A 19,989-nucleotide genomic window follows, 5' to 3' on the forward strand; every position below is an offset into this window, starting at 1 on the left:
ACAGGTTCTTTTTCAGGCAAACGGCAGCGGCTATTCGAGTGTGGAGCCGTAGTTGCCGGCGACGGCCTGCTCGCTGCGGGTGAACGTGCCTGCCGCCAGGTCGCGGACCGGCAGCGGATCGTCGGCCGCGTTGGTACATTCGTTTCCTGCGGGCATCGTGATGGCGGTATTGGCGGTGCTGTTCAGCCGCCACTTCCTGCCGAACGTGAGGTTGTCGGCCGTCTGGAGCGGAGCTGTCGTCCCCGAGACCGTCGCATAATCGACGCTTACGCCCAGCAGCGCGGTGTCTTTGCCGCTGTGCGTGAGGATGTTCTTTTCGAAAGCGACCGATTTGAGTGCGTTTCCGAACTTGAATAACCCCATGTAGTACCCGACGTTGACCAGCGTATTGTTCGTGAAGGTAAGGTCGAGGTTGGGCGCGCCCGCCCGGGTGTATTCGATATTGCTTACGGTGCTAACCAGCGAGGAGTTGAACTCGTCGCTCGGACAGTAGATGACGTTGTTCTCGAAACGAATCTCCTTCAGGTTGATCAGGTCGGTGTTGTCCTTCACCGCATTGTCCAGATTGATGAAGTAGTAGGTGGCGGTCGGAGTGCCCAGCCGGATTTTGCAGTTCTTGAATACGATCCGTTCCGGGCATCGCGGGGACGTCATCCCGTTGAGCGTCAGCAGCGTTCTCTTCGACGGAACCGACAGGTTGCAATCCTCGAAGAGGAGCTTACCCACACCGCCGGCCTGCGTGCCCGTGGTTACGTTGAAGCAGTAGAAGGTGTCGCTGTAGGCTTCGCTGAAGGCCGCGAAGTCGATGTCGACATTCTTGAAGATCACCTTGCCGCCCGCGTTGCGCAGGGCCCAGTAAGCCTGGAACGGCAATTTGGCCCGTTCGTCGCTGTAACGTCCGATGATGGCGATGTCTTTGGTGATGCTCTGCGAGGAGGCCGGCGTCAGGGCCGAGGTGACGAAGAAGATGTTGTTGGCCGCGAACGAGATCGTCCCGCCTGCAGCTACCTCCATGGCGCCGGCCGTCGTGCTGTCGTAGGTTGCCCCGTCGATCGTGACACCGTCAGCGTAGTAATCCGTGTAGTTGGCGATCTTGCTGACGATGGCCGGTGTGTTGACATAGCGGAAAGTCATCGTGTTGATGGTATTCGCCTGCAGATCGCAGGTGAAGGTGTCGAGCGTCTGCGTGATGACCTTGGTCGTCGTGCGTATCCTGATTCGCATGCCGGTGAAAGTCGCGGGGTTCACCACCAGCCACGCATCGAACTTGTCGCCGGTGAAGTCGGCTCCCGCTGCACCGTAGTCGGCCGTCACGCGGTTGCTGGTGGCGGTAAAGGTCGCAACGAGCTGCGCGGGATCGTCCGTCACGGGAACCGTGGCGTCGCCCGAGAGCACGGTTGTCGGATCGAGCGCCTCGATGCTGACCGAGCGGATCTGCTCTCCGGCGGGAATCTCCGGGACGATGCTGCGGTCGATCGTGAGGCGGAAGAAGGTGAAGAGCCGCTTGAATTGGACGGCCTCCAGCTGCGCCTGGTTGGTCGTTCCCGCCGGATCGGTCACGGCGACCGTGACGGGTTTGCTGATCAGTACGTCCTGCTTCGCATCGAACGATGCGGCGGTCGGGGTCTGGCTTTCGCGGAGGTGGATGGTGAGCGTGTTGAAAGCCGTCTCGTCGATCTTGGCCGCGTTGGTGTTGGGCGAGACAAAGACGTAGCCGTATTCGGTCGCGTCCGTTACGGCGTTGTGCGTGACGGTGACCGTGGAGGGCGTGCCGGCCTTGCGAGTGGCGATCTTGCCGATGGCCGATTTCACTTTGGCCCCGTTCACGACGGCCCAGACATGGGCGGTCATGTTTTCCGAGGCGGTGAAGCCGATCGTGCCGTCGTCTTTGACCGCCGTGCGGCTTTGGGGCGCGGCGGGGTCTTCCACCGGGAAGGTCAGCGTGATGGTCCCGTTTTCGGGACGGGCGGATTCGGCTGTGTCGTCTTTCGAGCAGCCGCTAAGGCTCCATGCTCCCAGCATCAGAGCGAAGAGAAAAAGGCGTGTTTTCATCGTCTGAGAGGGATTAATAGGAATTGACTGCGTTGGGACCGTAAGGGTCGATCGGATTTTCCCCGCCGACGGTGGGGTCCTCATCGAAAACGGAGCCGGCGAAACCCTGCTCGACGCAGATGCCGATCTGGGTTATGTCAGGTGTGACGTACGGGGCGAGCGGACGATTCTCCCCCCCCCTTGCATTGGTTGTAATCGGTTCATGGAGCGGTAGGTTTTGGTTGTGTGTATTGTCAAAGATAGGTATTTCCTGCGAAGAAAACAAAAAACAGGCCCGATAAAATGAATCGGGCCGTTCGCAGAACGAAACGGCCCGATCGGATACCTATGAACCGATCCTTTCGACGATCGTCACGGTCAGCTCCCGGATGATGCGGCTTTCGCCCTCATAGTTGCCCGTGGAGGCGATGAAGGTGACGGTGTAGGTTCCCGGCTCATTGTAGACGTGCTCGTAGGAGGTCACGTCGTCGGCGAATCCCTTGATGTTCTCGCCCCTGTCGGGGTCGATCCGGTTGAGCGGGATCGGCTGCAGGACGATCCACTGCTCCACGGGACGGTAGTTCACCCCGGGCAGCCCCGTCGCGTGGACCGCGGTCCCTTCCTTGAACCCCTGAAAGGCGATGTCGGCTCCGGCCATCGGGTTCTTCTGGCCGCGGAACTTGACGATCCCGTTCTGGTTGACCTTCAGAAACGACGAGAAATCGGCGTCTACCGAGGCAACGTAGGGGGTCTGCTCCGTCCAGAGCCCTTCGGTGCGGAAGGGGACGAACTTAAGTTGGGAGAACGTGCGCACATAGGTTCCGTAGCGGTCGAACTCGGCGGTGATGCGCGGATTGACGAAGTAGGTGCGCAGCGTGCGCCCCTCCGCAGGACCCTTGATCCGCAGGGCGAAGGTGAAGTTTTCGACGTAGTTCGAGATGTCTGCCGTCCAGCTTTCGAAGCGGGCCGCCGTATTGTCGGTGAACGGGAAGCGCTCCCAGCCCGCGAAGTCGGATTCGACGGCCTGCCGGAGCAGTTCGCGGTCCTCCTCGGCGTAGCGGTTGATCTCCGCATCGGGGTCGGTGCGGTCGTAGTAGCGCCCCTTCAGACCGGGAAAGCGGTCGGTCAGGTAGATTTCCAGCCCGGGATCGCCGTACTGCTGGTAGATTTTAAGCTCCAGCTCCGCCTTTCGGAACAGCTCCTTGGGAGCCAGTTCGCGGTCCCGGTAGCGGTATTCGTGCCCTGTGTCCCCGTTCCAGACGGTCAGAAAGTCGGCGTTGCCCTCCAGGCGGAAGACGACGGGTTCCCCGACGCGGTAGGTGTTGGCCGGGTCGGGGGTCACGCGGAACTCGACAGGGGCATAGATGTCCTCCCGCTCGCAGGCGGCAAGGGCGAGCAGCGGTGCGGCAAGGGCGGCGCAGCGGATTATTTGCGGAATTTTCATGGTTACCAAAGGGGATTTTGTTTCAACAGTTTGTTTACGCTCAGCTCTTTCGAAGGGATGGGCAGGTAGACGTGTTTTGGCCGCACGTTGGCGCCGATCTCCTCGGCCAGCTGCGAGGTGTCGTCGCGGATCCAGCGCTCGTCGGCCGCCTGATCGCCGTAGCCGTTCATCGCCGCGACGAACTCGCCCCAGCGGATCAGGTCCCACTTGCGCAGCCCCTCGAACGCCAGCTCGCGCGCCCGCTCGTTGCGCACCAGTGTGCGGAAAGCGTCGTAGCTGGCTGTCTGGCGCTCGTCGGTGGCGATTCCGGCGCGGCTGCGGACCTGCCGCACACACTCGCGGGCCAGCTCGTCCGGCGCTCCGGCATACTCGTTCACCGCCTCGGCGTACATCAGCAGCACGTCGGCGTAACGCAGGATCGGGAAGTTGATCCCCGTGTAGAGCATCTTGGCGTTCTTGTGCCCCTCGTAGGCGGTTTCGCGCCGCCACTTGCCCGCATTGCGGCGGCAGACGGCTTCGCCCGTATCCGTGTCGGGGTCGGCCGCGAACGAGGGCTTGTTGTTGTAGAAATAGGGGGTCTTGTCGTACCCCGGACGGTAGTCGTAGGCGGTTGCCGAGCCGCTCTTCTTGCGCCCCGCCCAGTTGTAGGGCGGCAGGTTCCACGCAAGGCGCGCATCGGTGAGCGTCCGCTCCTCGCCGGGCGTGCGGTCGGCGAGGTAGTAGAGGTCCCACAACTTGAGGCTGCCGTTGTACATGCCGTAGGAGAAGTTGGCGTTCCACTCGGCGTAGTTGGCGTCCATACCGGCGTTCTGCAACCCGATCAGGTCGCCGATGCGGCCGTTCGACCACGACGACGCGTCGGAGCGGTCGCCCAGGAAGTCGGCCTCCCACATCGACTCGTACCACGTGCGGTCGTAGCGGTCGGCGATCATGTTGATGAAGACGTCGGCGTAGTCGGGGTTCAACCGGTGGCGGCCGTCGGCGATCACCTCCTTCGCCCAGTAGGCCGCACGCCCGTAGTAGTGGCGGCTGTCGACCCCGGCGACCGACTCCCCGGCCGTAAAGAGGCAGACGCGGGCCAGAATGCCCTCCATCGTCGTGCGCGTGAGGCGCGAGGGGGCGTTGTCCATAGAGTCGGGGAATGCGGCGGCGACCGCTTCCATCTCTTCGATGCACCAGACGAGCACCTGCGCCTGCGGCGTCGCGGCTTTCTGCGTGTCGTCGGGCGAAAGGGTGCGTTCGGTGCGCAGCGGCACGTCGCCCCACGCCTGCGCCAGCAGGAAGTGGTAGTAGGCTCTCAGGAACCGCGCCTCGTTGTAATACGTCTTCTGCGGGTCGAACTCCGAGCCGTCGACGAAGTGCATGAACTCGTTGGCGTTCTTGATCCCGGCGTAGAGCATCGACCACGCCTGATAGACGTTCGGCTCGTCGGCCGAGTGGTTGTACCAATAGACATAGGAGCCGTTGACGGGCCGGTTGTAGTAACAAAGGTCGTCGGCGTTGGAGATCATCAGCGAGTAGTAGTTGCCGTAGACCTCCTCGTTGTTCAGCGCGCCGTAGACGCCCGTCAGGCCGTAGAGGACCTCTTTCTCGCTGCGGTAGAACGTCTCGGGCGTCAGTACGTGCGGCTCGCGGTCGAGCAGGCTGCACGAAGCGGCCGTCATGGCGGCGACGAGGCCCGTAAGGATTATCTTGTTGTTCATCGTTGTCATCGGGTGTTAAAAGGTGAGGTTTACGCCGCCCGTCAGGCCGAACGAACGCGGATAGGCCGACCAGTCGAAACCGGGCGTGAGCACCGAGTTGCGGGTCGACACCTCGGGGTCGGGGCCGCTGTATCCGGTGAAGGTGTGGAGGTTGTCTGCCGAGACGAAGATGCGCAGCGCGGAGATGCCCGTCTTGCGCATCAGGCGCCGGGGCAGGGTGTAGCCCAGCGAAACGTTCTTCAGCCGCAGGAACGATCCGTCCTCCACCACGCGCGACGAGTAGACCTGCATGCCGTTGGCGTTGGCGCGCGGAATGTCGCTCTGCGGGTTTTCGGGGCTCCACCGTCCGGCGTAGGAGGCGAGCTGGTTGGTCTGCTTCACGCGGCCGTTCTCGAAGACCAGCCGGTTGGCGTTCAAAAGGTCGTTGCCGTAGCTCCACGTGAAGAAGACGTTCAGGTCGAAGTCCTTCCACGTGAAGTTGTTGCCGAAGCCGCCCGTGTGGAGCGGCTGGCCGCTGCCGATGATCGTGCGGTCGCTCTCGTCGATCACCCCGTCGCCGTTCATGTCGCGGTACTTGGGGTCACCGGGCCGGATCGCCGAACGGTTGTAGGTCGTCAGGTGCGGGATGCCGCGCAGCAGCTCGCCCGTCGCGGGGTCGAACTCGTGCTCCTTGTAGGTCCCCTCGTAGAGGTAGCCGTAGAGCATGCCCGTGGGCCGTCCGACGGTCGAGATGTAGGGGCTTTGGGCGTTGAAGGTCGTCTCCCACGCCACCGACGAGAGCAGCGAGCGCTGGCCGTTGTTGAGGGCCAGGATGCGGTTGCGGTTGAAGGCGATGTTGAAGGTGGTCTTCCACTCGAAGTCGCGCGTGCGGAGGTTCACCGTCTCGAGCGAAAATTCGAAGCCCCGGTTGCGGATGCGGCCCACGTTCATCATCGCCTCCGCGTAGCCCGACGAGGAGGGCAGCTGGGCGTAGAGCAGCAGGTCGCGCGTGTTCTTGAGATACCAGTCCGCCGTGAGCTTCACGCGGTCCTTGAACAGCCCCAGGTCCACGCCGACGTTCCACTGCTCGGTGGTCTCCCAGCGCAGGTCGTCGTTGGCCATGTTGGAGATGTAGTAGCCCGGGTTGCGCTCGCCGTTGAAAATGTAGTCGAACGAACCGCCCGCGCCCGGCGAGACGGTGATCTGCTGGTAGTAGTCGTAGGGGGTCTGCGTGCGGTTGTTGCCCGTCAGCCCCCACGAGGCGCGCAGCTTGCCGTTCGAGAGCCAGAAACTCTCCTTGAAGAGTTTTTCGCGGTTGAAGTTCCACGAAAGGCCCACCGACGGGAAGTAGCCCCAGCGGTTGCCCGCGGCGAACTTCGACGAGCCGTCGGCGCGCATGGAGAGCGTCAGGTAGTATTTGTAGCGGAAGTTGTAGTTGGCCCTCAGGAGCATCGAGAGCAGCGTCCAGTCCTGATAGACGGGTTTCACGGTCTGCTGTTTCCCGGTGTAGAGACCCGCCAGCCCCAGCTCCTCGGAGGTGATGTGCGTCGCCGCCACCCCGTCGTAGGTGCTCTTCTGCCCCTGAAGGGTCACGCCGCCCAAGAGTTCGAGGTTGTGGTCGCGGGCCACGCGCCGCTTCCAGGTCAGCGTGTTCTCGTTGAGCCACGTCTGCTGGTCGGTCCAGTAGATACCGCCGTTCACCCCCTTGCCGCTCGGCGACCCGGCGTATCCGGTGTAGGTCTCGCTGCCGTTGAACTCCTCGCGGCGGCGCTTGTTGAGCGTGTAGCCGCCCGAGACCTTCAGCTCCAGTTCGGGGACGATCTTGTAGGTCAGCGCCGCATTGGCGTTCAGGTAGTCGACCACGGTCTTGCGGTGTTCGTTCTTCACGGTCTTCACCGGATTGAAGCGGTAGTCGTTCGTATTGGCCGCGTCCAAGTCGGTCAGATCGTCTTCCAGATTGCCCGTGCCGGGGTTCACCGGGCGGTAGCCCCACACCGAGTAGATCAGCCAGCCCGACTGCGACGAGGTGCTCGTCGGAGTGGTGGGGGTGACGCCATTGGTGATGGCCCGCGCGTAGTTGGCATTGAGGTTCAGCCGCAGCTTGCTGCCGATCTCCTGTGTCAGGTTGACCTTGCCCTGGTAGCGCTGGAAGTTCGAGCGCAGGATGATGCCGTCCTGATCGAGCGCCGAGAAACCGACGTTGTAGCGCGTGGACTTGTTGCCGCCCGAGAGCGAAATGTTGTAGTTCTGCGTGAAGGCCGGGCGGTAGACCTTATCCTGCCAGTCGTAGCCCGCCTCGCCGCGGTAGTCCTCGAGCGTCTTGCCGTCGCGGAAGTAGGAGTTGCGCATCTCGCTCTCGGTGAAGAGTTCCGACTGGAGCTTCACGAAGTCGTAGGGCTTCATCAGGTCGGCCTTGCGGGCGATCTTGTTGAGCGTGAACGAAGCGTTGAAGTTCACCGTGGGACGTCCCTCCTGACCGCGCTTGGTGGTGATGATGATCACGCCGTTGGCTCCGCGCGCTCCGTAGATGGCCGTGGCCGAGGCGTCCTTCAGCACGTCGATCGAGGCGATGTCGTTGGGGTTGATGGCCCCGGCGAACGAACTCTCGGAGGGGAAGCCGTCGATGATGTAGAGCGGAGCGCTGCTTTGCGTGAGGGAGTTGTTGCCGCGGATGACGATGTTGGCCTCGGTTCCGAGCGCCCCGTCTCCGGTGGTGGCCACCACGCCCGCAATGCGCCCGGCGAGCGCCTGATCGAAGGAGGTGACGTTCTGCTTGAGGATGTCCTCCATGTCGGCCTTGGCCACTGAACCGGTCAGGTCGCGTCGCGTCGACGTGCCGTAACCGACGCTGACGACCTCCACCGCACCGATCGACGCGGCCTCCTCGCTGAGGCGGACGTTGACGACGGTGCGCGTGCCGACCACCTCCTCGACGGAGGTGTAACCCAGGTAGGAGAAGACGAGGGTCTGCTCCCCGTCGGCGGCGATCGAGTAGTTGCCGTCGGACCCGGTCGCGGTTCCCGTCTGGGTCCCCTTGACCAGGACGGTCACGCCGACGAGCGGCTGTCCCGCTTGGTCGACCACGCGTCCGACGACGGTATGTTGTGCGTAGGCCCCTGTGGGAAGGGTCAAAAGGAGCCACAGCGCTGGAGCGATAAGCTGAAGTGCTTTTTTCATGGTACTGAATATGGAAAATGAGGTTTATCTCTTGCGGAGCCGAAATTCGACGGGTTGCCCGTCGCGGCAGGTGACGACCAGGCGTGTGCCGCCGTCGGTCGGTAGTAATTGTATGTCAGGATGTTCGTGCGCAATCTCCCAGTCGCCGTCGAGCACGATTTCCCGCTGGAGCGGCTGTGCGGATTGCGCGGTGGTGTAGCTCTTTTCGGTAAGTCCCAGATCGGGCGTGCAGACGCTCACCACCCGCCGGCGGTCGTCCTCGGGACGTTCCATGAGAATCGTTTCGGGCGCGATGCTCCGCACGAAGCCCTGCCCGGAGAACGCTTCGAAGCAGACGTAACCCGTCGTGCCCGTCCGCCGGTCGCGGACCGCATGCACGGCGTTGTCGCGCCGCAGCACTTCGTAGTCGTCCGCCTGCGTGAGGCGTTCCGCTTCCGAGGCGGACGGCCGGATGTAGATCGCATATTCGTAACCCGCCTGCCGGGGCGCGCAGCCGTGGTCGAGGAGGGCCGTCACGAAATCGCCGCTGTGCAGCGCGCGCCCCTTGTCGTCGGGAGACTGCTGGGGCTGCCGCAGGATACGCACCGGAGCGCCTTTTACCACGTAAAAGTTCCCTTTCGTATCCGCGAGTATGACGCGCAGACCGCTTACCGTGCTGTCGAGCGGAAACGCCCCGCACGGGTCGCCGTTCACCCCGATCGCCTCGTCCCGCGCGTCGAGCCGCAGCTGGAAGAGGGTGGTTTGGGTGGGGTAGTGCGGGTTGTCGTTTTCGATGCCGCTGCCGAGCAGTACCAGCCGGTTGTCGAAACAGAAGACCGACTTGCGCGCCGTAGCCCCCGGCGTGAAGCGGGGATAGTCGCGTTCGACGAAGCGGAACGCCATTGCCCCATTGCGCCCTTCGAGCGACGACGTGCCCGCGAAACGCACGGGGTTGCGCTCCATGAGCGTTCCCGGGCGCGGACTTTCGAGCAGCTCCCACGGCAGGTGGATTGTCGTTGCGCCGGGCGGACGGTTCCAGTCCCAGCCCGCCTGCGAAAAGCCGCTTTCATAGGCGGTTACGGGTTCTCCCGAACCGATGATCTGCACCGTGCCGTAGCTCTGGTAGCGCCCGTAGCGGTTGTCGCGGGCGTAGATCTCCGAACCCCAAACGTCGCTGTTGTAGGCTTTGAGCGTCACCATCCAGCCGTCGCGGCGGTGGATGCCCGCGGCCCCGTAGTTGAGCACAAAAAAGCCTTCGGGGGCCGCCGCCGGGGCGATCCCCTCCGCGGCGAAGCGCGCGTCAAGCCGTGGGTCCGTGCCGCCGAGCCGCAGGTAGTCGCCCGCCAGCTCGGGGTCCGAGCTCCGGCCCGAACCGGTCAGGTCGCCCAGCGCCGCCAGATAGCCCATCGCATTGACGTCGGGGTCGGGGATGCGGGCGTTCTCCGCAAACGGATGGCGTCCCGACAGCCCCAGCCCCCAGTCGCGCCGGTTGGTGCAGACCGCCAGCGTCCGCAGGGCGTGCTTGAGGCAGCGGCGGGCGCTTTCGGCGGGGACGTACCGGGTCCCGGCCGTCAGGCGGCAGTAGTCGCCCAGCGCGGCGAACGCCCCGATGGAGTAGGCGGGGTAGAAGCCCCCGTGGTGGAACGCCGTGCCGTCGGGCTTGATGCCTCCGATCGTGCCGGGGGTGTACGCCAGACTGCCCGAAAGCCATACCGACAGCCCCCGCAGGGCGCGGCAGCGCTCGGCGTCGGACGGGAGCAGCAGGGCGCTGACCGTCCGCGGCCGCAGCAGCGTGTGCCAGGTGTCGAGCAGTTCGTCGCGGCCGCGCACGTAGGGGCGGCGCGTCTCCTGAAGCCCGCTCCAGTAGGCGAGCACCCGGGCGTATTCCTCCGTCCGTCCCCGCGCGGCGATCCGCTCGCGCATGAGCCATGCCGCGTCGTAGATGCGCCGCACGCTGTATCCGTAGTGGTGGTTGGTCCCCTGACCGCTGCCGTAGGCGAACCCCTGGTCGACGGCGTGGTCGAAGACGAGGAAGAACCGCTCCTCGCAGGTTGTGTCGCCCAGCGCCGCGTTGCCGAGCGCAAAGGCATAGAGCATCTGTTCGAGGTCGCTGTTGCGCAGGTCGCCCGGCCGGTATTCGTCGTTGCTCACCAGCGGAGCGCCCGCGATCCCCTCCGCCGTGCGGCGGATGCGGGCGTTTTCGAAGGTTTTCAGCGCGCGCGGCAGCAGCGTGCGGCGGATGGCCCGTTCGGCGGGCAGCTCCTCGCGCACCGCCTGGTCGAGGCGTGCTTCCACGAGCCGCACTTCGGCCCGCTCTTCGGGGGCAGGCTCCTCAAGGGGCGTTTCGTAGGTGTACTGCTCCCACTCCCAGAGCCGCGTCCAGTGCCAGGGCGGACGGCTGAGGTGGCGGTTGTTGTCGGGCATCTGCCGGTCGGGGGTAATCCGGTCGTTGAGTTTGCGCACGGCGAAAGTCATCCGGTCGAAGTACAGCTCCCCGCGCGGAACGCCCGCCGGGGTCGAGACGACCAGCCGCGCGAGTTCCCGGGAGGCGTGGTCGCCCTGCATGTCGATGTACTTGATCCAGCAGGCGCGCCAGCCGGTGAAGTCGAGGTGGAAGTCGAAATAGTAGGGGATGGTCCCCGCCGCCGTCTCGAAAGCGAAATGCAGGTCGGCATCCGCGGCTGCGGGGTTATAGATCCAGAGCGTCAGCCCAGCACCGGGGGTCTGCGCCGAGCGTGTCAGACGGTCGGGGTCCGTAAGGACGAGTTGCGAGGGGCTCTCCCACGACCATTTGAGCGACCGTTCGCCGTCCTTGAAGCGGGCCGTGGTCGTCTCGGCACGGCTCCCCGCGGCGCATGCGAACGCAGGGGGCACGCCGGCTTCGAAAGAGAAGTCGGCAGGGGGAGCCGCTGCCGCCGCCGCGCAGAAAAGGGCGGCGAATAGCCCCCAAAAGAGTGTAATACCGGTCGTTATCGTTTTTATCATCGGATTCGGTCCATCGGAAGGTCGCTTAGAGAACGGCAAAATACAAAAAATCTGATAAAAATAATAAAAATTTTATTTTCCATCAGAAAAGTTGATTCCTATCCGTTTGATTTCCGAAAAAAACTTTATCTTTGTCTTATTGGACCGAATCCGATTCCGAATATTTTATGATTAATAATTTTAATTTTATGAATGCAGCTTTGAAATGCACTGCCGCCGCAGTGGCGCTGGCCGGGTTTGCCGCCTGCTCGCAGACCGCCCCCAAGCGGGCGGCCATCATCGACCAGAACGTGGCCGTCGCCGAGCGGCAGATCGGCATGCTGGCCGATTCGAGCGAGACGGGCGGCGTGATCCGCATTCCTTCGACCTATAAGAACGGGAGGATCGACTATGTGCCCACCGACGACTGGGTGAGCGGCTTCTTCGCCGGGACGCTCTGGTACATGTACGAGCTTACGGGCGACGAGGCGTGGGCCGCACGCGCGCAGAAGCACACCGAAATCCTCGATTCGATCCAGTACCTCAAGTGGCATCACGACGTGGGCTTCATGATCTACGACAGCTACGGCAACGGACTGCGCCTGAAGCAAATCCCGGGTTACGAGGACGTGATCGTGCAGACGGCCCGTTCGCTTTCGACCCGCTTCCGCGAAGTGCCGGGCGTCATCCAGTCGTGGGACGCCGACCGCGGCTGGCAGGGGGAGCGCGGCTGGCAGTGCCCGGTGATCATCGACAACATGATGAACCTCGAAATGCTCTTCCGCGCCACGCAGATTAGCGGTGACAGCACCTTCCACAAGATCGCCGTCAGCCATGCCGACCGCACGATGAAGGAGCATTTCCGCGACGATTACAGCTGCTATCACGTGGTCGACTACGACCTCACGACGGGCGACGTGCGCGGCCGCTGCACGGCGCAGGGCTACGCCGACGATTCGGCCTGGGCGCGCGGACAGGCGTGGGCCATCTATGGATTCACGACCTGCTACCGCTTCACGGGCGACCGCAAGTACCTCGACCATGCCGAGCGGGTGGCCGACTTCGTTTTGAACGATAAGAACATGCCCGAGGACCTGGTTCCCTACTGGGATTTCGATGCTCCCGACATCCCCGACGCACCGCGCGACGCTTCGACGGCCGCCGTCGTCGCTTCGGCGTTCTACGAGATGTACACCTATACGGGCAACGAACTCTACAAGCAGAAGGCCGACCGGATGATCGAATCGCTCTCCTCGCCCGCCTATCGGGCTGCGGTGGGCGAGAACGGGGGCTTCCTGCTGATGCACTCGGTGGGCAGCATTCCCCACGGCAGCAACATCGACGTGCCGCTCAACTACGCCGACTACTACTTCCTCGAGGCGCTGATCCGCAAGGGCCGCGTCGAGGCCGGCGAGCCGCTCTTCTGACGGGTCGGGGCGTTCCGGGGAAAAATATGAACGATTTTACACAACGGGCGGACGATACGGCCCGGTGCGTAAAGGAGGGATTCGTTATTTTTGTCTTGAACCAACCTGACACGCCATGTACAAACCGCTCTTACTCCTCCTCGCTTTGCTTTGGGCCTCCTTTTCGCAGGCCCAGAGCATACAGGAGGTCGAGGACGACCGAATATACTCGTTCGAGAGTTCGCCGCTGCCTTTCGTCGCTGCGAAAGGTTCGAAGCTGACCCTTTCCGACGCGCATTACAAGCACGGCGGGCATGCCGTCCGCTGGACGTGGACGGCCAACGGGGCACGCCTGCGCCTGCAGGCTCCCGTCGGCTACCTCCCCCGAAACCCCAATCCCAAAGAGACCTCCGTTTCCACGTTCGCCTTCTGGGTCTACTCGCCCGCGGCGATCGAAGGCACGCTGCGCTTCGAATTTCGCAAACAGGGCCGCACCTGTTCGTGGTTCGACTACCGGCTGGGCTTCACCGGCTGGCGGGGCGCGTGGGTGGCTTTCGACCGCGACATGCAGGGCCGCCCCGAGGAGGGGATGGACGAGCTGGTCGTCACGGTCGACGGTCCCGAATGCGGGGAACTCTATTTCGACCACCTGATTCTTAGCTCGTTCCAGGACGTCCGCCACCATACGGCCGATTTCCAGGCCCCGTTCATCAACCCTGCGACCCGGAGCCACTGGCTCGTGCTGCTGCGCTCGTGGCAACTGCCGCTACCCGAACGAACCGAAGCGCTGACCGACGCCGAACGGTGCGACATGGATACGATAACGGCCCGGTTGTGCCGCCTGCTGACCGAAGGGCGGCAGCCGATGCCGCTCAAGCAGCTGCGCAAACGCTTCGCCGAGTACGGCATCACGGAGAACCCCGACGGCACGCTGCGCGGCAAACCGATCTGGTTCGTGCGCTACGCCGAGACCTACATCAACCTGGGCCATCCGAAAGTCGCCGCCCTCTACCGGCAGAACGGGCAGCTGCTGCGCCGCTGCAACGACCTGCTCTATCAGATCGCCGTGGCCCATTATGCCTCCCGCGACGGGACCGAGCGCAATGAACTGGCCCGGATTTACGTTCTGCTGACGCGCCACCTGTTGGACCAGGGCTTCGCGGCGGGCAGCGCGCAGGGAACCCTGCACCATTTGGGGTACAGCATGCGCAACTTCTACACCGCCCCGGTACTGATGCGCGGCGTGCTGCGCGAAGCGGGGCTGCTCCACGCCGTGCAGCAGGCGATGGAGTGGTTCTCGGGGGTGGGCGAGGTGAAAGTGCCGCCCGCGGTTGCAGGCATCGACATCGACGCGTTCAACACGTCGCTCATCGGCCGTCTGGCCAGCATCCTGCTGCTGCCCGACACGCCGGCCAAGGCGAGCTACATGGCGTGCTTCTCGCGCTGGGCCGACAACGGCTACAAGACGGTCGAGGGCACGGCTCCCTGCCTGAAGAGCGACGGTACGGTCTTCCACCACCGCCACCACTACCCGGCCTACGCCGTGGGCGGTTTCGACGGAGCTGTCAACGCCGTATGGCTGTTGAACCGGACGGGTTTCGCCATCAGCCGCGCGGGCCACGAGAACCTCAAACGGGCGCTGCTGGAGATGCGCTTCTACTGCAACCTGCGCTCCTTCCCGCTGGCCCTTTCGGGCCGCCATCCCGACGGGAAGGGCGCGCTGATTCCGGGGCAGTACGCCCGGCTGGCGGAGGCGGGAACGCCCGACGCAAAGCTGCCGATCGACCCCGAACTGGCTGCCGCCTACCTGCGGCTGGCCGAGGGGGAGGACGGTTATACGCGGCAGTTCGCCGCAGCGGGCATCGCGGCCGAGCCGTCGCCGGAGGGACACCGCGTCTATGGCTACAACGCCTCCGCCGCGCACCGCCGCGGCGACTGGCTGCTGACCGTGGCCGGGCACAGCCGCTACCTCTGGTCGGCGGAGATTTACCGGGGTGCGAACCACTACGGCCGCTACCTCACCCACGGCAGCCTGCAGCTCTTAGGCGACGGCGATCCGATCGGCAGCTTCGGAAGCGGTTTCCGGCAGGAGGGGTGGGACTGGCGGCATATTCCCGGCACGACGGCGCTGGAGATTGCGATGGAGCGCATGAAAGCCGACATCCGCAACGTCGACACCGTGTCGGGGTACGAGGAGATGCTGCTCTCGGACGAGGCGTTCGCGGGCGGCGTGAGCCACCGGGGCGAGAACGGGCTTTTCGCCATGAAGCTCCACGAGCACGATAAGTACAACGGCTCGCTGCGGGCCCGCAAAAGCTGGTTCTTCTTCGACAACCGCGTCGTGGCGCTGGGGTCGAACATCAGCAACGCCGCCGAGGGCCGGGTGCATACGACCCTCTTCCAGAACTACCTGCCCCATCGGAGCGATCCGATCCGCGTGAACGGGGAGACTGTTTCGGCGTTCCCCTACCGCACGGTGCTGCCCTCCGGGGGCGTCCTGCTGGACAACCTGCACAACGCCTACTTCGTCCCCCGCGGCGAGGTGACGGTCACCCGCGAGCGACAGCACTCGCTCGACGAGCAGACCGACGCGCCGACCGAGAACGACTTCACGAAGGCGTATATCGACCACGGCGGGGTGATCCGCGACGGGAGTTACGAATACCTGCTCGTGGTCCACGCCTCGGAGGACGAGCTGGCCGCGTATCGCCGCGAGCTGCCCTACGAAGTGCTGCGCTGCGACTCGGCGGCACATATCGTCCGCGACAAGGCGTCGGGAACCGAGGGCTATGCCCTCTTCGAGGCGGGTGCGGTCGACCGGGGACGGCTCGTCGAGGCGTCGCTGCCGGCGCTGGTGATGATCGGCGGCGGAGAGGATGCGCTGACGGTGAGCGTCTGCGATCCCGACCTCCGATTCTACGAGGGGCCGAGCGACGAGCGCTTCGACGCCGCGGGCAAACGCATCGAACGGAGCATCTATGCCCGGGAGTGGATCGACCATCCGTCCATAGCCTCCTCTTTGCGGATCACGATCCGGGGGCGCTGGGCGTTGAAAGAGCCGTCGTCCGTATGCCGTGCCGAGACGGACGGGGTGCATACCGTGCTGACGTTTACCTGCCGCGAGGGGGCGACCCGCGAGGTGGAACTGCTTAAAAAGATTGAATAAAATATGGTTAAAGCAAGAAATATCCTTCCCGTGACGGGGCTTGTGCTGTCGGCCTGCGCGACGGCGGCGCCGGAGCGGCCCAACGTGATCTACGTCTTCCCCGACCAGTTCCGCAACTCCTCGCTGGGATTCTGGAACGAGGGGGAGTATGCCGCGCAGGTGGGCTGGCGGGGCGATCCCGTCCTTACGCCCAACCTCGACCGCTTCGCCTCGGAGTCGGTGGTGCTGAGCGACGCGGTAAGCAACTTCCCCGTGAGCAGCCCCCACCGCGGGATGCTCCTCTCGGGCATGTGGCCCGAGCAGAACGGCGTGGTGCTCAACTGCATGTCGGAGCGGCCCGAAAGCTCGCTGCGCGAGGATGCCGTCTGCATCGGCGACGTGTTCAGCGCCGCGGGCTACGACTGCGCCTACATCGGCAAACTGCACGTCGACTTCCCGACGCCCAACGATCCGCAGCGGCCCGGACACTACGTCAACGACGCCGTGCCCGAGTGGGATGCCTACACGCCGCCCGAACGGCGCCACGGCTTCAATTACTGGTACTCCTACGGTACGTACGACGTGCACAAGCATCCGCATTATTGGGACACCGCAGGCAACCGGCACGACGTGAACGAGTGGTCGGTGCAACACGAGGTGTCGAAGGCGATCGACTACATCGCCAACCGGGACGGCGGGCGCGACCCCGGCAAACCCTTCTTCCTGATGCTCGGCATGAACCCGCCCCACTCGCCCTATGCCTCGACCGACGACTGCGACCTGGAGGGGTACGAGCTTTATAAGGACAAGTCGCTCTCGGAGCTGCTGGTGCGGCCCAACGCCGATACTACGTTGGCCAAAGCGGCTTCGGCGCGCTACTACTTCGCCAATGTGAGCGGCATCGACCGCGAATTCGGCCGTCTGCTGCGCGCGCTCGACGAGGCGGGCCTCACGCGGAACACGATCGTCGTCTTCGCCTCGGACCACGGCGAGACGATGTGCAGCCAGGGCATCACCGATCCCAAGAACTCGATCTGGCGTGAATCGCTCAACATTCCCTTCATCGTCCGCTATCCGGGCCGTATCGAACACCGGGTCGACGACCTGCTGCTCTCGACGCCCGACATCATGCCTACGGTGCTGGGCCTTGCCGGGCTGGGCGACCGCATTCCCGCCAGCGTCGCGGGACGCGACTTCTCTGCGGTGCTGACCGGGGAGGGCGAGCAGCCCGCGCGGCCCCGTGCGGCGCTCTACCTGCGCAATCTGGACGGGGAGCGCGACGCCGAAGGGCTGGTGCGCGGCTACTTCCCGGCGGCGCGCGGGGTGAAGACCGACCGCTATACGTTGGAGCTGACGATCGACCGCAGCGGCGCGTTGCAGCGCGTGCTGCTCTTCGACGATGCAAAGGACCCCTACCAGCAGCACAACATCGACCCCGCCGCGGAGCCGGAGCTGTTCGCCGCGTTGTGCCGCGAACTGGCCGTCCTGCTGCGCGAGAGTGACGATCCGTGGTTCCGCGAACGGACGCTCGCCGGGATCGTTCCGTATGACAATCTGTAACCAAACCCTTTTTACCGATATGAACAAATTACTTTTGTGTATTGCCGCGGCGCTCGCCGTCGTCGTGCAATCGTGCGAAAAAACGGACGATCTCTGGGACGGGGTCGACAGCCTGCGCGAGCGCGTGGCTGCGCTCGAAACCCAGGTCGGCGACGTGAACCGCAACATCGTGGCCCTGCACCGGCTGATGGACGCCTCGACAGTCATCGTCGGGGTCGAGCAGACGCCGACGGGCTATGTGATCTCGCTGAGCGACGGGACGGAGCTTCCTGTCATCCTCGGGCAGCAGATTGGGGCGCAGGTCCCGATCCTGGGCATCGACGAGGACGGCTTTTGGATTTACAGCGTCGACAAGGGCGCGACGTTTCGGCAGCTGACGGTCGGCGGCGAACCCGTCTCGGCCTATCCGACGCTCGACGGCAAGCCTACGCCCGGCGCTGCGGGGTCGACGCCGCAGCTGCGGGTCGATGCCGAGGGCTACTGGGAGATCTGCCTCGACGGCGTGACCTGGGAACCGTTGCTGCAGAACGGCGAGCGGGTCAATGCGCTGGGCGATAACGTTCCTGTGGTATACAGCGGCTTCTTCAAGTCGGTCAGGTGGGACGCCGCATCGGGCCTGCTCTCGATCGAACTGCTCACGGGAGGCAAACTGTCGCTGGGCGTGGAGAACAGCTTCTCGCTGACGATCGCCAGCACCCAGCCCGAGGTCTTTCTGCTCAACGAAACCCGCCAGTTCGAGGTAGAACAGCGGGGTGTCAAGGAGGCTATCGTAAAGGCTCCGGCAGGGTGGAAAGCCGTGCTCGGCGAGAACACGCTGACCGTCACGGCCCCATCCGGCACGACGGCCGATGAGATCGATGCGGAGCTGACGGTGATCGTCACCTCCGAAAAGAGCTATATCAAGAGCGCCAAGCTGCGCATGAAGCTGCTCAATAAAGAGCTGGACGCCGATGCCTGTCAGGCGTGGCGCAACTTCAAGGCCGGGGCGGGCGATCCCGACCTGCTCGACTTCTCCTATGCCGGCTACAAGCACGGCGAGGAGGCTCCCGCCGACGGCTGGGGGCTGGGCTACACGGTCTACAACGTCTGCGACTACGGGGCCGACCCCACGGGCAGGACCTCTTCGCGCGCGGCGTTCGTGGCGCTGCTCGACAAGCTGGGCATGACCGGGTCGAAGACCAACCAGAATGCGCGGGCGGTGATCTACTTCCCCGCCGGGCGCTACATCCTCCACAACGACGACGACAACACGACCGATTCCGGCGCGTCGAACAAGACCGAGACCGATTCGAAGGGTAACAACGTGAGCACGGCGATTCTGATCCGCGGCGGCAACTTCGTCATCAAGGGCGACGGCCGCGACAAGACCACGCTGGTCATGGAGACGCCCAACCTGCCGGCCCGTCCCACGGAGATGTGGTCGTCGCCGGTAATGATCAACATCACCCACTATTCGGGTCTCTCCGATCTGGCCGACGTCACGGCCGACGCTCCGCGCGGCACTTTCACGGTCGAGGTCTCTTCGACGGCGGGCATATCGAAGGGCGACTGGGTATGCCTCACGCTCGCGTGCAGCGACCCGCAGTGCGTGGCGCAGGAGCTCCATCCCCATTCGGTCGAGGGGACGATGACCGACATCAAGACCGTCACCGTCGAGGACTATCACCAGGTGGCCTCGGTGAGCGGCAACCGGGTGACCTTCGTCGAGCCGATCATGCACGCCGTGGAGGCGCGCTGGGGCTGGAAGGTTCGCAAATACCCCCACTACGAGAACGTGGGCGTCGAGGACCTCGCCTTCGAGGGGCGGTCCAAGGAGAATTTCGAGCACCACGGCTCCTGGCAGGACGACGGGGCCTACAAACCCTTGCAGATGATGCGCCTGACCAACTCGTGGATTCGCCGCGTCGACTTCCGGGGCGTGAGCGAGGCGCTCTCGGTCGTTTCGAGCGCCAACTGCTCGGCCTACGACATAGAAATCAGCGGCAACCGCGGCCACTCGGCCGTGCGCTCGCAGTCCTCGTCGCGCGTGTTCATCGGCAAGGTCGTGGACCGCAGCAGCGGGCAGGCCGTGACGCCTCCTTTCACCAGCACGGGCTATTTCGAGAATGCCGGGCAGTACCACGCCTCGGGCGTGTCGAACACCTCGATGGGTGCGGTGCTCTGGAACAATACGTGGGGCGACGACGCGCTGTTCGAGTCGCACTCACGGCAGCCGCGCGCCACGCTGGTCGACCGCTGCACGGGGGGCTTCGTCCAGTGGCGCTTCGGCGGCGACGAAACCAACGTCCCCAACCACCTGGGCGACCTGACCATCTGGAACCTCAACGCCACGCGCGCGGCGCACGACTTCGGGTCCGGGCCGTTCAAATGGTGGTTGTCGGACAGCAAGTGGTGGAAGAACATGCCGCCGATCATCGTCGGCTTCCACGGGGCGCAGGTGACCTTCGACGAAAGTCCCGAACAGGTGGCCTACCTCGAAAGCAACGGCACGCCCGTCGAGCCGTACTCGTTGTACGAAGCGCAGCTGCGCGAGCGCCTGGGATACGTTCCCGCCTGGCTCAATTCCCTGAAATAAATAGCTAAAAAACGATAGAAAAGATT

General features: G+C 64.2%; 9 protein-coding genes. 4 read left to right on the forward strand and 5 right to left on the reverse strand.

Annotated features, from left to right (window positions below; translation table 11 throughout):
* Positions 1-30 precede the first annotated feature (30 nt).
* The 5 genes from ACMO9O_RS06370 to ACMO9O_RS06390 form a co-directional block, all read right to left on the reverse strand.
* The gene (locus ACMO9O_RS06370) at positions 31-2,052 is read right to left on the reverse strand and encodes a hypothetical protein (RefSeq protein ID WP_418982935.1); all 2,022 of its coding nucleotides are present in this window, start codon (positions 2,050-2,052) and stop codon (positions 31-33) included.
* A gap of 325 nt (positions 2,053-2,377) precedes the next feature.
* Complete coding sequence (locus ACMO9O_RS06375; protein ID WP_418982936.1) at positions 2,378-3,475, reverse strand: DUF5017 domain-containing protein; 1,098 nt, start codon at positions 3,473-3,475, stop codon at positions 2,378-2,380.
* 2 nt (positions 3,476-3,477) lie between these two features.
* Positions 3,478-5,178, reverse strand: a complete 1,701-nt coding sequence (locus tag ACMO9O_RS06380; protein ID WP_418982937.1) for a RagB/SusD family nutrient uptake outer membrane protein — start codon at positions 5,176-5,178, stop codon at positions 3,478-3,480.
* Positions 5,179-5,193: 15 nt separating this feature from the next.
* Entirely contained in the window at positions 5,194-8,334 is a 3,141-nt protein-coding gene (locus ACMO9O_RS06385) for a SusC/RagA family TonB-linked outer membrane protein (RefSeq protein WP_418982938.1), read from the reverse strand.
* 24 nt (positions 8,335-8,358) lie between these two features.
* Positions 8,359-11,298 carry a chondroitinase family polysaccharide lyase gene (locus ACMO9O_RS06390; RefSeq protein WP_418982940.1) on the reverse strand — a complete coding sequence of 980 codons (2,940 nt, stop codon included), beginning with the start codon at positions 11,296-11,298 and terminating at the stop codon, positions 8,359-8,361.
* Positions 11,299-11,486: 188 nt separating this feature from the next.
* Between ACMO9O_RS06390 and ACMO9O_RS06395 the strand changes: the two genes are divergently transcribed.
* The 4 genes from ACMO9O_RS06395 to ACMO9O_RS06410 all read left to right on the forward strand — a co-directional run bounded on the left by ACMO9O_RS06395 (position 11,487) and on the right by ACMO9O_RS06410 (position 19,963).
* The gene (locus ACMO9O_RS06395; RefSeq protein ID WP_418982942.1) at positions 11,487-12,704 is read left to right on the forward strand and encodes a glucuronyl hydrolase; all 1,218 of its coding nucleotides are present in this window, start codon (positions 11,487-11,489) and stop codon (positions 12,702-12,704) included.
* A 115-nt stretch (positions 12,705-12,819) separates the two neighbouring features.
* Positions 12,820-15,849: a chondroitinase family polysaccharide lyase gene (locus ACMO9O_RS06400; protein WP_418982943.1), complete on the forward strand. Its 3,030-nt coding sequence runs from the start codon at positions 12,820-12,822 to the stop codon at positions 15,847-15,849.
* 3 nt (positions 15,850-15,852) lie between these two features.
* Positions 15,853-17,388: a sulfatase gene (locus ACMO9O_RS06405; protein WP_418982944.1), complete on the forward strand. Its 1,536-nt coding sequence runs from the start codon at positions 15,853-15,855 to the stop codon at positions 17,386-17,388.
* A gap of 19 nt (positions 17,389-17,407) precedes the next feature.
* Positions 17,408-19,963: a DUF4955 domain-containing protein gene (locus ACMO9O_RS06410; protein WP_418982946.1), complete on the forward strand. Its 2,556-nt coding sequence runs from the start codon at positions 17,408-17,410 to the stop codon at positions 19,961-19,963.
* Positions 19,964-19,989: the final 26 nt, after the last annotated feature.

Source organism: Alistipes sp., from assembly GCF_048465635.1.
Taxonomy (GTDB): domain Bacteria; phylum Bacteroidota; class Bacteroidia; order Bacteroidales; family Rikenellaceae; genus Alistipes.